This is a genomic window from Castellaniella sp. (assembly GCF_036379515.1).
In the GTDB taxonomy this organism is placed as follows: Bacteria; Pseudomonadota; Gammaproteobacteria; order Burkholderiales; family Burkholderiaceae_B; genus Castellaniella.
Map to the genome: position 1 here is coordinate 87,794 of NZ_DASVGN010000011.1, position 14,151 is coordinate 101,944.

The following is a 14,151-nucleotide window of genomic DNA, read 5'->3' on the forward strand; positions in this document are numbered from 1 at the left end:
GCCGCCTGGAGCCCGGTGATTGATATACTGGGTCCGTTTCGCTTCTCAAGCCGCCGCTCCATGCGCTTCCTGCTCAGCCTCGCCGTCGTGGCCAACCTTGCCTTGCTGGCCTATGGTCAGGGTTTCTTTGGCCCACCGCCCGCCGAGCAGGGCCGTGATCCCCGACCACTTTCACAGCGCAATCAGCAATCCCTGGTTCTAGGCACCCCTGTGCCGCCCGAAATCACTCAACAATGAAACCCATTCGCAAAGCCGTTTTTCCAGTTGCCGGACTGGGCACCCGTTTCCTGCCCGCCACCAAGGCCATGCCCAAGGAAATGCTGCCCATCGTCGACCGGCCGCTGATCCAGTATGCCGTCGAAGAAGCCCTGGCCGCCGGCATCACCGAATTGATCTTCATCACGGGGCGCAACAAGCGAGCCATCGAAGACCACTTCGATCGTGCCCCCGAACTCGAATCCGATCTTGAATCCAAAGGCAAGATAGCCCTGCTCAATGTCGTGCGCGACGTATTGCCCAGCCACGTCAACTGCATTTACACGCGGCAATCCCAGCCCCTGGGCCTGGGCCATGCGGTCCTGTGCGCCGCGCCCATCGTGGGCAACGAGCCGTTCGCCGTGCTGCTGGCCGACGATCTGCTGGATGCCGACACCCCGGTCACCCGTCAGCTGGTGGATGCGGCACACCAGCACAATGGCAGCGTGCTGGCGACCCAGACGATAGACATCCAGAACTCGTTCAAATACGGGATGGTGGCCGGCACGGCCGTTGACGCTCGCAACACGCGGGTGGATCGCATCGTGGAAAAGCCTGCGCCCGAAGACTCCCCTTCTGATATGGCGGTCGTAGGCCGCTACGTGCTTGAGCCCGAAATCTTCGACATCCTGCGCCGCACTCAGGCCGGGGTTGCTCAGGAAATCCAGCTCACGGATGCGATTTCGGCCCTGCTCGCCCAGCGCCCCGTCTTCGCGCACCGCTACGTCGGCGACCGTTACGACTGCGGCAGCAAAGAAGGCTTCTTCAAAGCGACCGTCGCCTTTGGCCGCAAATATCACAACCTGAGGACGGATTAGCCGTCTGTCTGCCTGGCGGGTGCGTGCACCCCATTCGACGTACTGACTCGAACGAGCCAAACGGGACGCTACGCCAACAGGCCTTCGATTCCAGCCATGACTCGCGCTACCGCGCCTGTGTGCTGGCCGACCCAATGCCGCGACGCGTCGCCCAGGCGCGCGCGCAAAGGGCCATCATCCAGCCACTGAAGAGCCTTTTGCAAGGCTGCCTCAGGGGTATTGGCCTGGCCGATAGCCCCAGCCTGCAGGGCATCTGCCACGGCCTGCTCGAAGTTGTCGGTATGCGGACCGACCACCACGGGGCACCCCAGCGCACTGGCTTCAATGAAGTTCTGCCCCCCCAGGGGGGCGAAACTGCCCGCCACGATGGCCACCTGGGCGCAGCCGTAATACCAGGCCATTTCACCCAAGGTGTCGCCGAGGACCACTGCCGCTTTGCGGCAGACGTCGACGGCCGACCCGGAGGCATCTCCCAGGCGCAGGAGTTCAGTCCGCCGGACGACGGACAGCCCCGATTCGGCCAGGAGCCGAGCGGCATCCTCGAAGCGCTGCGGATGCCGTGGAATCAGGAAGAACAACGGCTGCTGCCCCGCACCGACTCCCTGTACCTGCCAGCGTTGCACCTGGCGCAAGATGGCTTGAACGAACCCTGGGTCCTCGCCCTCACGGGTACTCGCAATGACCACGACAGGTCGCCCCACACGGGCAGCAAACAACCGCCCGCGCGCCACGCGATCACCATCCGGATGAAGATCGAACTTGAAGTTCCCGGACACACTGACGTTGCTCGCCCCCATGCGCTCCAGCCGCTGGGCATCGGCCCAAGACTGGGCATAGGTGGACGTGAGCCCCGCATAGGTCTCGCGCATCAGGCGCCCCAACCGCAAATTCTGTCTCAGAGAAGACTCGGACATGCGGGCGCTGGCAAGGATGAGTGGCACGCCCGCACGACGCACGGCATGCACCAGATTGGGCCAGAGTTCACGTTCGATCAGCACGCCGACGACAGGACGAAAATGCGCCACAAAACGGCGCGTGGCCCACGGAAAATCATATGGCTGCCAAGCCTGCTGCAACTGCCCGCTCGCCAGTTCCGAGGCAAACAGACGCCGCCCTTCTGCCCGCCCCGTGGCGGTGAAGTGGGTCAACAACACTTGATGGCCACGATCCAGCAAGGCGCGCACCAAGGGCTGCGCCGCACGGGTTTCACCCAAACTGACAGCATGAACCCAGATCGCACCCGCCGTGGCTCTCTCACCCTGAAACCGCCCAAAACGCGCGCCACGCCAGACGTCCCATTGGCCTCCCGAACGTCGCGCGCGCAGCGCGAGCCACGCCAGCAACAAGGGCGAACACAGCAACAGCAGCACGGAATACAGCCAGCGGATCACGAAATTCCCTGGAAACACGGACATGCCACCATTCTAATGGCCGTCACGACATGCCACGCAGTCTGACCGGTTCACGCGCCCAGCGCCTGGGCGATGGCCGCACACACGCTCTGCGCATCCGGGGCCTGGCCCCGCTCACCCAGGCTGGCCGTGTACGCGGACCCCTGCAATGGGGTCCGAACCGGTGTCGAGGCGCGGTAGATGCCGATGGTAGGCCGCCCCAAGCCTGCGCTCAGATGCGTGAGGCCGCTGTCGAGTCCCACCATGATGCACGCCCGGGCGAGCTCTCCAGCCACTTCACGCAATCCCATGCGCGGCAACACCTGAGCCTGATCGCGCCCCTGGATCAGCTCGCGTGCCCGCGCCCGCTCCGCCTCGTTGCCCGCCAACAGGCGCAGCGCCAGCCCCCGCCCTTGCAGGTCATCGAACACCCGTTGCCAGTCTTCGGCAGGCCACAGCTTGTCGTCACGGCTGGCAGACGGCATGACGAGCGCCGCCGGCTCGACGGTGACGTGGTCCGTGAACGCCTGCAGGCCAAAATCGGGCGCCCCCTGAACCTCGTAGCCAAAGGTCGCGGCCGCCAGTGCGCGCTGACGAATGATCGCTGGCTGCCAGAACTCGATGCGATGCTTCACGTCGTAGAAGAGCGACGCCAGCGGCTCGCGTGCCGATTGCCAATCCAGTCCATGCCGCACCCCATGCGTTTGCCGCACCAGCCAGACCGACTTCATGAGCGCCTGCATGTCCAGCACCACGTCATATCGACGCGCGCCCAACAGCTCACGCAGGGCAGCGCGTTCGCGCCGGGTCTGGGCCGACCACCAATGCTTGCGCCAGCGGCGATGGGCGACACGAATCACCTCATGCACGGCCGGATGCCAGCTGGGAATTTCGGCGAAACTTTCTTCGGCAATCCAGTCGATACAGGCGTCTGGCACATGGGCCGCAATGTCGCTCATGGCCGGCAGCATGTGCACCAGATCGCCCAGGGAAGAGGTGCGTACGATGAGGATGCGGGTCGTCATGGCGCGATTATAGGCATGCTACGATCCAAATCGCGTTCCTACCTTTTCCCTGGAGACTGCACCATGACCTGTTACGCGTTGGACGACGTAGAACCCAGCCTGGACCCTTCGGCCTTCGTCGCCCCGGGGGCTACGCTGATCGGCGCCGTCACCCTGGAAGCCGGCAGCAGCGTCTGGCCGGGGGTCGTGATCCGGGCCGACAACGAACCCATCACCATTGGCGAGGGCAGCAACGTCCAGGAAAACGCCGTAATGCATGTGGATCAAGGCTATCCGCTACGCGTGGGACGCCACGTGACGATAGGCCACCAGGCCATGCTGCACGGCTGCACCATCGAAGATGGCGCGCTCATCGGCATCCAGGCCGTGGTGCTCAACGGCGCGGTCATTGGCCGCCATTGTCTGGTGGGTGCTGGAGCGCTGGTCACGGAAGGCAAGGTCTTTCCGGAGCGCTCGCTCATCCTGGGCGCACCTGCGCGGGTCGCTCGCCCACTCACCGACGAAGAAGTGGCCGGGCTGGAGCACAGCGCCCAGGGCTACTCGGCACGCGCGGCACGGTACCGCAAGGGGCTGCGAGAACTTTGACCGAAAAGGCCATTGGCCAGCCGGATGCCCTCTGAAGCCGAGGCGATTCAGCGCGCCACCAGACGACGATACAGGCGCTCGTAACTGGCCACCATGCCGGGCACTGAGAACTCCTGCTCCACATAGGCTCGCGCCCGCGTGCCCATGGCCTGCGCCGCAGCCGGGTGCGTCAGCACCCAGACAATCCGCCGCGCCAGCGCTGAAGCATCGCCCGCCGCCACCAGCAAACCACGATCGGGTGCCAGAATCTCGGCATGACCACCCACCTCAGTCGCGACCACAGGAAGACCGGCCAGGCAGGCATCCAGCACACTGGTCCCCAAGGCTTCGAAGCGGGAGCTGCTGACATAGACATCGGCCAGTGCAAGCGCATCGGCCACATGAGGTTGAAACCCGGCGAACAGATAGCGATCCTGCAGGCCCAGCGCCTCGACACGCGCACGGGCATCGGCCGCCGCCGCCCCATCAGCCCCACAATGCAGGCACGACACGTCGGGGAACTGCTGGCAGACATGAGCCACGGCCTCGATCAGGGTCTGGGGGTCTTTTTCGGGGCTGAGTGCGGCAGCCGTCACCAGCACCCTGCGCCCCTCGAGAGCAAAGGTCTGCTGCAACGCCGCCACGCGTCCGGGGGCTGGCTCCACGGCTTGAACAGCGCTAGGGATCACGCTGACCGGCAACCCGAGGTCCTGGGGTGCCTGGGCAGCCGCCTGGCTGATGGCGACCAAGGCATCGGCACGCGCCCATTTCCAACGCCGGGCGCGCTGACTCCCCGAAGACGCAAACGCCGTGCGGCGCGTGAACACAAGAGGCACCCGAAGCACGGGCCTGAGCAATGCGGCCACGCTCATGGCCTGAGCCGTCTGCGCGTGCCAGACGTCATAACGACCTCCCTGGCTCAAGAGGAAGGACGCCAATCCCGGCCCACCTCTGCAAGCATGCACGGGAACGCCTGCCGCTTCGGCACGCTGCGCCAAGACGCCACCCGCACGCGCCACGAGCGCGGGAGCATGCCCCAGCGCCTGCAGGCCTTGCAGCGTCAGCAGCGTCTGGCGCTCGCCTCCACGCCATCCGCGCTCGAGATTGATCTGCAAAATGCGCACGGCCCTTCCTTCAGAACACGCACGAAGGCCTGCAGCACGCAAGCATCAGTGCCCCGTTCGGTTAGTTTGTGTACTTGAGTCAGGATTTGCGCTTCGGGCGCTTCCAGCCCGGCACGGCCACCTGGGAGGGACGCGAGAGCGTCAACTGGTCTTCAGGGGCATCACGCGTGAGTGTCGTGCCGGCACCCAGCGTGGCGCCACGCCCCACGGTCACCGGGGCCACCAATTGCGTATCTGAGCCAATGAACGCGTCATCGCCGATCACGGTCTGGAACTTGTTCACGCCATCGTAGTTGCAGGTGATGGTGCCCGCGCCAATATTGACGCGCTCGCCAATGACGGCATCGCCCAGGTAGCTCAAGTGGTTTGCCTTCGAGCCGCGCCCCAGGCGCGTCTTTTTGAGTTCGACGAAATTGCCCACGTGAGCCTCGGCACCCACCTCGGCTCCAGGCCGCAGGCGCGCATAAGGCCCAATCCGCGCGGATGCGCCAATGAGGGCACCCTGCACATGGGAATAGGCCTCCAGCTCGGTTCCCGCCCCGATCTCGGCATCGCGCACGACGCAATGCGGCCCTACCCGAACGCCGTCGGCCAGGTGGACGCTGCCTTCGAATACGCAGCCCACGTCGATGAATACGTCACGCCCGCAGTGCAGTTCACCCCGCACATCAAAGCGGGCTGGGTCAGCCAGTGTGACGCCTTGCTCGAGCAACTGGCGAGCCTGCTCGCCCTGCCAGATGCGTTCGAGCTGGGCCTGCTGCACGCGACTGTTGACTCCGAGCGTTTCCCACGCCGAGGCCGGCTGGGCATGCGCCACAGGCATACCGTCGCGCACCGCCAACCCTACGATGTCCGTCAGATAGTATTCGCCCTGTGCATTGTGGTTATCGACCTGCGACAGCCACCGGCGCAAGGCCGCCGTGGGGGCCGCCAGAATGCCCGTATTGATCTCGGTGATGGCCTGCTCCTGAGCAGAGGCATCTTTCTGTTCTACGATGCGGCGCACGCGCCCTTGTGCATCGCGCACGATGCGGCCGTAGCCGATCGGGTCGGCCAGAGTCTGAGTCAGGAGCGCAAGGCCCTCACCCCGCGCCTGCAGCAAGGCCCCCAAAGTATCTGCTCGCACCAGCGGCACGTCACCATACAGCACCAGGCAGGCATCATCGGCAGCCCCTTCGAGCACCAACGGCAAGGCCTGCATCACCGCATGGCCCGTCCCCAGCTGCTGGGCCTGCGGCGCAAAAGCCACATCGTCCGCAGCAAAGGCCTCACGCACGCGCTCAGCGCCATGCCCGACCACCACGATGATGCGATCAGGAGAAAGCGCCCGCGCCGTGCGCAAGACATGGCCCAGCATGGGCGTGCCTGCAATGGGGTGCAAAACCTTGGGCAGGTCGGATCGCATGCGCTTGCCCAGACCTGCCGCCAAAATGATGATGTTCAACATGAAGAGATCGCGAAAGGATGAATCAGGAGGGTGATTTGTGCTTCAACGGGCGCGAGGCCGTGCGGCTCGAGGCTGCCGCCTTGCGAGGGGCAGCCTTGCGCGCCGACGCTTTGGGTTTCGCAGCCGGCTGCGCCGCTGCCTGGGCTGCATCCGCGACACCTTGCAGGCTGGCCGTCGTGGCCGCCGCCAGGTCATCGAACTGTTGTTGAATCAGTTTCCACCAGTCTTCGGCCGCCTGTGAGCCTGGAGCAGAAGCACCTTGTGCGCTCGCCTCGGAGCGTGCAGCCCCCTGCCCGGCAAAGGATTTGAGCGTGGCCAGCGTGCTGCGCTGGATCTCGAGCCCCTGAATCGTGTTGGCCAACATGGTGGCATTCAGCTGCAGCCAGTTCTGGACCGTTTGCAGTTCGCGAATGCGTTGATCAAGGTCTTCGAGTGACATGGGAGGCATGACGGCGGCATCCAGGCGCCCCGCACCGGCCATGTTCTGCCAGGCCTGGCGCATCATCTCGAGCCCGGCAAACAGCGGGTTCTTCGCGGCCTCACCCTGCTGACCAAAGCCAGGGAGCACGAAAGGATTGCTTTTTTCTTGTGCCATGGAAGTGTCTCCGCCGGCACGGTGCCGGCACTGTGATCTAGGAGGAAACAGAGCCCGACACCCCCTGCAATCGACGCCGAAGAGAATCGAGAATGCAAAGCTCCGCCTCTAGTGTAAAGGCGCCATGAAGGATCATGTCCCAGAGTTCGGACAGGTCGACACAGCGAAATTCCAGCACTTCGCCATCCAGGTTCTTAGGGACGGCACCCGCATCGAGCACGCAATCGCTCAGGAGCACGTTCTCGACCTGGTAACCGTCGTCCAGGCGACGACGCATGCGTAGTACGGTTCGCAGGGGATCGTGAGCCGCCAACGCCACGGCTGGCAGGCCCGCTTCTTCATGGCTTTCGCGCAGCAAGGCCGTGTCGGGGTCTTCGCCCGCCGCCACGAGCCCGCCGGACAAGGTATCCCAAAGCCCCGGATCGGTCGATTTGTTCAAGGCCCGGCGGGCGACCCACAGACGCCCATCGGGTGCCCAACCGTTGAGGTGCACCGCTTGTGTGAGCAAGCCCAACGGACGCACGGCACCACGCTCGATGCGCGCCAGCACGCGGCCCTCGGCCACCACATCGATGAGTTCGTCGCGCCAGGCGCGAATGCAACCCGCCAGCTGCAGCGCCTGCGCCACACTTTGCAACACGGCATCAAGGCCCAGGCGTTTGGCCACCGCGGCACGAAAATGAACGGCTTCGTTCTCGACATCGACCCCAGGAAGCGCACGAACCGCCGCGAGAGGCGTCGGCGCGATCCAGCCCCCGACCCGTCCCGCAATCGTCACGGGCCGCGCCCCCGCCGGCGGAAGCTGCTGCGCACGGCGCACCAAACGGGCGCTGCGCACAATGAGGTCATCCAGGGCGAAGGCAGTGGAGGTCGAATCCATGCGGTGATTGTAGTGGAACCACAAAGGGGATTGGTAAAAACCCGGAAAACCCCGGAAATGGAGCGCGTCCAGCCTGTACAGGGCGCGTCCTTCGCTATAATCCCCTGCAAGCTTATAAGGAAATCACAGGCTCGGGCGCCAGCGCCCGCTCGAAGGCCTGATGATCCGATGATGTGTGTTCTGGGCTCGTCGCCCTTTCGCCGCTGTCCGACGAAGGTCAACCTGTCCCCGGAAACACACTACAACCAGAGGGACAGCATGAAGATGGTCAGAGGGTTGTTGGGCATGGTCGCGTGGTTCTGGGCGACGCTTGCGGTGGCCGAAGTCAAAGACATGCCGGGCGGGCCGAAGGTCGATCAGCTCAACCTGCCTTGGGGTGTCACCCCTATTGCGCACGACATCTATGACCTGAACTGGATGATCATGATCATCTGTACGGTCATCTTCATCGGCGTGTTCGGCACGATGCTTTATTCCATCATCGTGCACCGAAAGTCCAAGGGCTTCAAACCAGCCAAGTTCGAAGAAAACATGGCAGTCGAACTTGCCTGGACCATCGTCCCCTTCCTCATCATCGTCAGCATGGCCATTCCGTCCACACGCACGGTCGTGTCCATGAAAGACACCAGCAGCGCCGACCTGACCGTCAAGGTCACGGGCTATCAATGGAAATGGGGCTACGAATACCTCGATGGCCCGGCCGCCGGGGTGCACTTCCTGTCCAATCTGTCGACGCCCGAAGCGCAGATCAACAACCTGGAACCCAAGAGCAACACCTACCTGATGGAAGTTGATCACCCGCTAGTGGTCCCCGTTAACAAAAAAGTCCGCGTCATCGTCACGGCTGACGACGTGATTCACTCCTGGGCGGTCCCCGATTTCGGCGTCAAACAGGACGCCATTCCCGGCTATTTGCGTGACACCTGGTTCCGCGCCGAAAAGGTCGGCACCTACCGCGGTCAATGTTCTGAGCTCTGCGGCAAGAACCACGCGTACATGCCTATCGTGGTCGAGGTCAAGTCAGACGCTGACTATGCGCAGTGGGCCAAGCAGCAAAAGGCCGCCATGGCCGCCGCCACCGAAGACCCCAACAAGACCTGGAGCAAAGAAGACCTCATCGCCAAGGGGAAAGAAGTCTTCACCACCACCTGTGTCGCCTGCCACCAGGCCAACGGCATGGGCATCCCGGGCACGTTCCCGGCGCTGAACGGCGACACGAAATTCGTGCTGGCTCCCATGAAAGGCCAGATCCTGACCGAACTCAACGGCCATCCGGGGACGGCCATGCCGGCCTTCCGCGACCAGCTCTCCGATACTCAGCTGGCAGCCGTCATCACTTACACCCGCAACGCCTGGGACAACGCCGGCAAGGGGCCAGACCCCGTCGTGCAGCCCAAAGACGTGCTGGCCCTGCGCGGGTCGCACTGATCCAGGTCACGAAACCAATACGATATTTCCTCGCTCCGCTCACAGGCGGCACGATCCAGGAAGGAGGCATTCATGAGCAGCGTCACGGTTGATCAAATCCCACCCAGTGTGGGGCACGAAGAACACGCCCACCCCATCCCGCACGGGTGGCGGCGCTGGGTGTTCGCCACGAATCACAAAGACATCGGGACGATGTACCTGATCTTTTCGTTCTGCATGCTCCTCGAAGGCGGCACGCTCGCCCTCATGCTGCGGACCGAACTCTTCGAACCCGGCCTGCAGTTCTTCCAGCCGCAGTTCTTCAATCAGCTCACCTCGATGCACGGGCTGATCATGATCTTCGGCGCCATCATGCCGGCCTTCGTGGGTTTCGCCAACTGGATGATCCCGTTGCAGATCGGGGCCTCCGACATGGCCTTTGCGCGCATGAACAACTTCAGCTTCTGGTTGCTGCCCGTGGGCGCCATCCTGATGACTGCGTCGTTCTTCGTGCCCGGCGGCGCCAACGCGGCGGGCTGGACCATGTACGCGCCACTGTCGCTGCAGATGGGTCCGGGCATGGACTTCGCGATCTTCGCCATCCACATTCTGGGGGCGTCGTCCATCATGGGGGCGATCAACATCATCGTCACCATCCTGAACATGCGCACCCCAAAAATGACGCTGATGAAGATGCCGCTGTTCTGCTGGGGCTGGCTGGTTACGGCCTACCTGCTGCTGGCCGTGATGCCGGTTCTGGCCGCTGCCGTCACCATGCTGCTCACCGACCGCCACTTCGGCACGCACTTCTTCAACGCAGCTGCCGGCGGTGACCCGGTCCTGTATCAGCACATCTTCTGGTTCTTCGGTCACCCCGAGGTCTACATCATGATCCTGCCGGCCTTCGGGATCGTTTCACACGTCATCCCTGCGTTCGCCCGCAAGAAGCTCTTCGGCTACACCTCCATGGTGTACGCCATCTGCGCCATCGGCATTCTGTCCTTCCTGGTGTGGGCCCACCACATGTTCACCACGGGCATGCCCGTGACGGCGCAGCTGTTCTTCATGTACTCCACCATGCTGATTTCCATCCCCACGGGGGTGAAGGTCTTCAACTGGACGGCCACCATCTGGCGCGGTTCGCTCACATTCGAAACCCCCATGCTGTTCGCGATCGGCTTCATCTTCGTGTTCGTGATCGGCGGCTTTACGGGCCTGATCGTGGCCTCGGCACCAATCGACATCCAGGCACAGGACACCTACTACGTGGTGGCGCACTTTCACTACGTCATGGTGGCGGGGTCGCTGTTCGGGATGTTCGCGGCCGCCTACTACTGGATGCCCAAATGGACGGGCACCATGTACGACGAGCGCCTGGGCAAGATTCACTTCTGGTCGAGCATGATCTCCTTCAACGTGGCGTTCTTCCCCATGCATTTCCTGGGTCTGGCCGGCATGCCACGTCGTTACGCCGACTACGCCGCGCAGTTCACGACCTTTCACCAGATCGCCACCATTGGTGCATTCTGGTTCGGGTTCTCGCAGCTGCTGCTGATCTACATCGTGATCAAGGCGGTGCGCGGCCAAGGTGCCAAGGCCCCGGCCTGCCCCTGGGAAGGCGCCGAGGGCCTCGAATGGACGGTACCGTCGCCTGCGCCGTACCATACGTTCATCACGCCGCCCGACCTGGACGGTACGCCACTGGTCATTGAAGGCAGCCACTGATGGATTCGAAGCAAACCCCCGAACAGCGTCGGCGTAACCGCCGCCTGGGACTGGTGCTGGCGCTCGTCGCCGTGGCACTCATGGCCTGGACGTTCGTGCGCGCCAACCTGTGGGGGATTACTTCTTGAATCTGTCGGGCCCGTTCTTACGCTCGATTCGCACGGCAGCATGGGCATTTCTGGGTTTGCGCAAACGCGCCGGCCATGACGAAGACCTGGCGCACATCCGCCCCGTTCACGTCATTACCGCAGGGTTGCTGCTGGGTTTGGTTTTCGTCTTATTGCTGATGTTGGCTGTGCACCTGGTGACGGCCTAGCGCTGGATACTGATGAGGAGATCACGATGACAACAGGTCAGATGGCACTTGCCACAAAGGCCCCCTATTACTACGTTCCCCCACATTCCGTCTACCCGATCCGGGGCAGCATGAGCATGCTGGCCACCCTCTTCGGCGCAGCGCTCTGGGTCAATGACTACACGGTGGGGCCTTACCTGTGCATCGCGGGCATCATCTGCCTTCTGCTCACACTCTACGGCTGGTTCGGGGATGCCATCCATGAATCCGAAGGCGGCCTGAACAGCAAGCGCATCGACGTCTCGTACCGCTGGAGCATGACCTGGTTCATTTTCTCCGAGGTCATGTTCTTCGGAGCGTTCTTTGGCGCACTCTGGTACACGCGTGAAGTCTCTACCCCGTGGCTCAGCACGCTCGATTCCCAGACCCTGCTGTGGCCGGGCTTCGCTGGAACCTGGCCCAATCTCGGACCGGCCGGCATCATCGCACCGTTCAAGACCGTGAGCCCCTTCTGGCTGCCCACGATCAATACGGCCTTGCTGCTGTCGTCGGCAGCGGCCGTCACCATCGCGCACCATGCACTGCGCAAGGCAAACCGCTCCCGCACGCTTTTCTGGCTGGGGCTGGGCATTCTCCTGGGCTTCACCTTCGTGGCCTGCCAGGCCTACGAATACCATGAGGCCTACACGGAACTCAACCTGCGCTTCACCTCGGGTGCGTTTGGTGCCTTGTTCTTCATGCTGACGGGCTTTCACGGGTTTCACGTCATCATCGGTGCCACCATGTTGTCCGTCATCTGGCGGCGTCTGCTGCGCGGCGACTTCACGGCCGACCACCACTTTGGCTTCGAAGGTGCAGCCTGGTACTGGCACTTCGTGGACGTGGTCTGGCTGGGCCTGTACGTCTTCGTCTATTGGCTGTAATGCAACGCGTGCTCCTGCGGTCGCCGCAGGAGCACTTCAACCCCTGAAGTTACCGCACCTGAATGCCGGTTGCGTCGATCCAGCCCAAGCCATGGGCGACCAGCAGGAACAGAAACAGCAGAATCGATAGCCCGACCCGCCAAGTCAGCGCCCACACCATCCGATCAGACGTTCCGCGGTCTTGCATCAGATAGACCAGCGCTGAACCCAGGCTCGCCAAGACCCCCAGAAACATCACGACAATCAGGATTTTCATGGGATTTCCCTGGAAATCTATTCGTAGACCCACAATGACTGCATCACCGACCCGTTCGCACACCAAGGCCCTCGTGGGCATCGTGCTGCTGATTCTGCTGGGCAGTGTGTGCCTTCAAGCGGGTCGTTGGCAGCTCGGGCGGGCAGGCCAGCGAGAAGCGCTGTCGGCCGCCATGCAGGCAGGGCGCGTAGCGCCCCGCATGATACTGGACGCCCAGCACCCCCAAGGGCCCGACTGGCACCCTGCTGCTGCCACTGGCCACTGGCTCAACCAATTTACTGTACTCCTCGACAACCGCAACCTCCAAGGAGAACCCGGCTTCTGGGTGGCCACGCCGCTGGCACTCACCGCTACGCCCCACACGGCCCTGCTGGTCCTGCGCGGCTGGGTTCCCCGCCCCCTGCCCCCGGCCACGCTGCCCGACCTGCGCACAGCGGACGGCTCTGTCACGGTGGACGGCACGATGCTCAGCCACGTACCACGCATCTTTGATCTGGGGAGCATCACAGGCCACTACGACACCGCTCTGCCTTCCAGCTGGCCAGCTGCCGACGGACACCTCCCAAGAGTCCAAAATCTGGCATTATCTGATCTGCAACGCGCGACGGGGCTCACGTTCCTGCCAGTGGTGCTGGAACAATCGCCAACGCACGACGCAGGGCTCGTCCAGGACTGGCCGGGTCCCTCGCTCAACGCCACGCAGAACTACAACTACGCGGGGCAGTGGTTCAGCTTTGCGACCATCGCTCTGCTGGCCGCCGCCTTCATGACGTGGCGCATCTGGCACCCACGCTCTTCACCCGCTTCACCCAAGGCTCCCCCGACGACATGACTCCTGCTTCTCCAACGCTTCGCTCCCGCGCCCCCGTCTTCGCCATCTTCTTCATCTGTCTGGCACCGGTACTCCTGGCAGTGTTGGCCTACTATGTGCCCTCGCTGGGCCTGCGTTCAGCCGTCAAAACGCATTACGGGCAGCTGATCGAGCCGCAACGCCCCGTGCCGGCCAATCTGAACGTGCGCGACGAGCAAGGGAAAGCCTTCGATCTGAGCCAGTTCAAGGGCAAGTGGCTGCTCATCAGCACGGGACCGGGCGCCTGTCCCGAAAGCTGTGTCAAAGGCCTGTTCGTACTGCGTAATTCTCACGCCAGCCAAGGAAAAGACGTCAACCGCATTGAACGCCTCTGGTTTGCAACGGACGACGCCCCCATCTCACCGGTGCTCCACCACGCCTATGTCGGCACGCACGTCCTGCGGGCCAACCTCAATGCGCTTGAAGCCTGGTTAGTCCCGGGTGCGGCCGATCCTGCCGCGGCCTTGGCCACACGCTTGTGGATCGTCGACCCGCTGGGCCACCTGATGATGCAATTTCCCGACACGAACAATCCTGAAGGCGTGCGTGACGATATTCGGGCGCTGCTGAAGATCTCGTCCATCGGGTAGGCCGCG

Annotated in this window: 17 protein-coding genes; 10 read left to right on the forward strand and 7 right to left on the reverse strand. The window is 63.3% G+C overall.

Going from position 1 to position 14,151, the window contains the following annotated elements; translation table 11 throughout:
* Positions 1–15 precede the first annotated feature (15 nt).
* Positions 16–237, forward strand: a complete 222-nt coding sequence (locus VF285_RS03845) for a hypothetical protein (protein ID WP_346951303.1) — start codon at positions 16–18, stop codon at positions 235–237.
* Positions 234–1,073 carry a UTP--glucose-1-phosphate uridylyltransferase GalU gene (galU, locus tag VF285_RS03850; RefSeq protein ID WP_346951304.1) on the forward strand — a complete coding sequence of 280 codons (840 nt, stop codon included), beginning with the start codon at positions 234–236 and terminating at the stop codon, positions 1,071–1,073. The genes VF285_RS03845 and galU overlap by 4 nt, the downstream gene beginning before the upstream one ends.
* A 68-nt stretch (positions 1,074–1,141) precedes the next feature.
* Here the strand turns inward: galU and VF285_RS03855 are convergent, their stop codons facing one another.
* Together VF285_RS03855 and waaC are read right to left on the reverse strand one after the other, a co-directional pair.
* Positions 1,142–2,488, reverse strand: coding sequence for a 3-deoxy-D-manno-octulosonic acid transferase (locus VF285_RS03855; RefSeq protein ID WP_346951305.1), 1,347 nt, complete (start codon positions 2,486–2,488; stop codon positions 1,142–1,144).
* Between the two features lie 47 nt (positions 2,489–2,535).
* Positions 2,536–3,489: a lipopolysaccharide heptosyltransferase I gene (waaC, locus tag VF285_RS03860; protein ID WP_346951306.1), complete on the reverse strand. Its 954-nt coding sequence runs from the start codon at positions 3,487–3,489 to the stop codon at positions 2,536–2,538.
* 63 nt (positions 3,490–3,552) lie between these two features.
* On the opposite strand from waaC, the gene VF285_RS03865 reads away from it, so the two are divergent.
* Positions 3,553–4,074, forward strand: coding sequence for a gamma carbonic anhydrase family protein (locus VF285_RS03865; protein ID WP_346951307.1), 522 nt, complete (start codon positions 3,553–3,555; stop codon positions 4,072–4,074).
* A gap of 47 nt (positions 4,075–4,121) precedes the next feature.
* Here the strand turns inward: VF285_RS03865 and VF285_RS03870 are convergent, their stop codons facing one another.
* The 4 genes from VF285_RS03870 to VF285_RS03885 all read right to left on the reverse strand — a co-directional run bounded on the left by VF285_RS03870 (position 4,122) and on the right by VF285_RS03885 (position 8,099).
* Positions 4,122–5,177 (reverse strand): glycosyltransferase family 4 protein, encoded by a 1,056-nt coding sequence (locus VF285_RS03870; RefSeq protein WP_346951308.1) that lies wholly within the window; start codon positions 5,175–5,177, stop codon positions 4,122–4,124.
* A gap of 79 nt (positions 5,178–5,256) precedes the next feature.
* Positions 5,257–6,624, reverse strand: coding sequence for a bifunctional UDP-N-acetylglucosamine diphosphorylase/glucosamine-1-phosphate N-acetyltransferase GlmU (gene glmU, locus VF285_RS03875; protein ID WP_346951309.1), 1,368 nt, complete (start codon positions 6,622–6,624; stop codon positions 5,257–5,259).
* A 22-nt stretch (positions 6,625–6,646) separates the two neighbouring features.
* On the reverse strand, positions 6,647–7,219 hold the full coding sequence (locus VF285_RS03880) for a PhaM family polyhydroxyalkanoate granule multifunctional regulatory protein (RefSeq protein ID WP_346951310.1): 573 nt from the start codon (positions 7,217–7,219) through the stop codon (positions 6,647–6,649).
* Positions 7,220–7,256: 37 nt separating this feature from the next.
* Positions 7,257–8,099, reverse strand: a complete 843-nt coding sequence (locus VF285_RS03885; RefSeq protein WP_346951311.1) for an NUDIX hydrolase — start codon at positions 8,097–8,099, stop codon at positions 7,257–7,259.
* A 258-nt stretch (positions 8,100–8,357) separates the two neighbouring features.
* Between VF285_RS03885 and coxB the strand changes: the two genes are divergently transcribed.
* From coxB to VF285_RS03910, 5 genes are all read left to right on the forward strand, one after another.
* On the forward strand, positions 8,358–9,527 hold the full coding sequence (gene coxB / locus VF285_RS03890) for a cytochrome c oxidase subunit II (RefSeq protein ID WP_346951312.1): 1,170 nt from the start codon (positions 8,358–8,360) through the stop codon (positions 9,525–9,527).
* 72 nt (positions 9,528–9,599) lie between these two features.
* The gene (ctaD, locus tag VF285_RS03895; protein WP_346951313.1) at positions 9,600–11,231 is read left to right on the forward strand and encodes a cytochrome c oxidase subunit I; all 1,632 of its coding nucleotides are present in this window, start codon (positions 9,600–9,602) and stop codon (positions 11,229–11,231) included.
* Complete coding sequence (locus VF285_RS03900; protein ID WP_346951314.1) at positions 11,231–11,359, forward strand: cytochrome oxidase small assembly protein; 129 nt, start codon at positions 11,231–11,233, stop codon at positions 11,357–11,359. Before ctaD ends, VF285_RS03900 begins: the two co-directional genes overlap by 1 nt.
* Positions 11,356–11,547 carry a DUF2970 domain-containing protein gene (locus VF285_RS03905; RefSeq protein WP_346951315.1) on the forward strand — a complete coding sequence of 64 codons (192 nt, stop codon included), beginning with the start codon at positions 11,356–11,358 and terminating at the stop codon, positions 11,545–11,547. The genes VF285_RS03900 and VF285_RS03905 overlap by 4 nt, the downstream gene beginning before the upstream one ends.
* 26 nt (positions 11,548–11,573) lie before the next feature.
* A complete protein-coding gene (locus VF285_RS03910; protein WP_346951316.1) occupies positions 11,574–12,449 on the forward strand; it encodes a cytochrome c oxidase subunit 3 in 876 nt (291 codons plus the stop codon).
* Between the two features lie 49 nt (positions 12,450–12,498).
* Here VF285_RS03910 and VF285_RS03915 read toward each other — a convergent pair whose 3' ends face one another.
* Positions 12,499–12,705 carry a twin transmembrane helix small protein gene (locus tag VF285_RS03915; protein WP_346951317.1) on the reverse strand — a complete coding sequence of 69 codons (207 nt, stop codon included), beginning with the start codon at positions 12,703–12,705 and terminating at the stop codon, positions 12,499–12,501.
* Between the two features lie 34 nt (positions 12,706–12,739).
* Here VF285_RS03915 and VF285_RS03920 point away from each other — a divergent pair, with 34 nt between their 5' ends.
* On the forward strand, positions 12,740–13,537 hold the full coding sequence (locus VF285_RS03920; protein ID WP_346951318.1) for an SURF1 family protein: 798 nt from the start codon (positions 12,740–12,742) through the stop codon (positions 13,535–13,537).
* Positions 13,534–14,145: a hypothetical protein gene (locus VF285_RS03925; protein WP_346951319.1), complete on the forward strand. Its 612-nt coding sequence runs from the start codon at positions 13,534–13,536 to the stop codon at positions 14,143–14,145. Before VF285_RS03920 ends, VF285_RS03925 begins: the two co-directional genes overlap by 4 nt.
* Positions 14,146–14,151 lie beyond the last annotated feature (6 nt).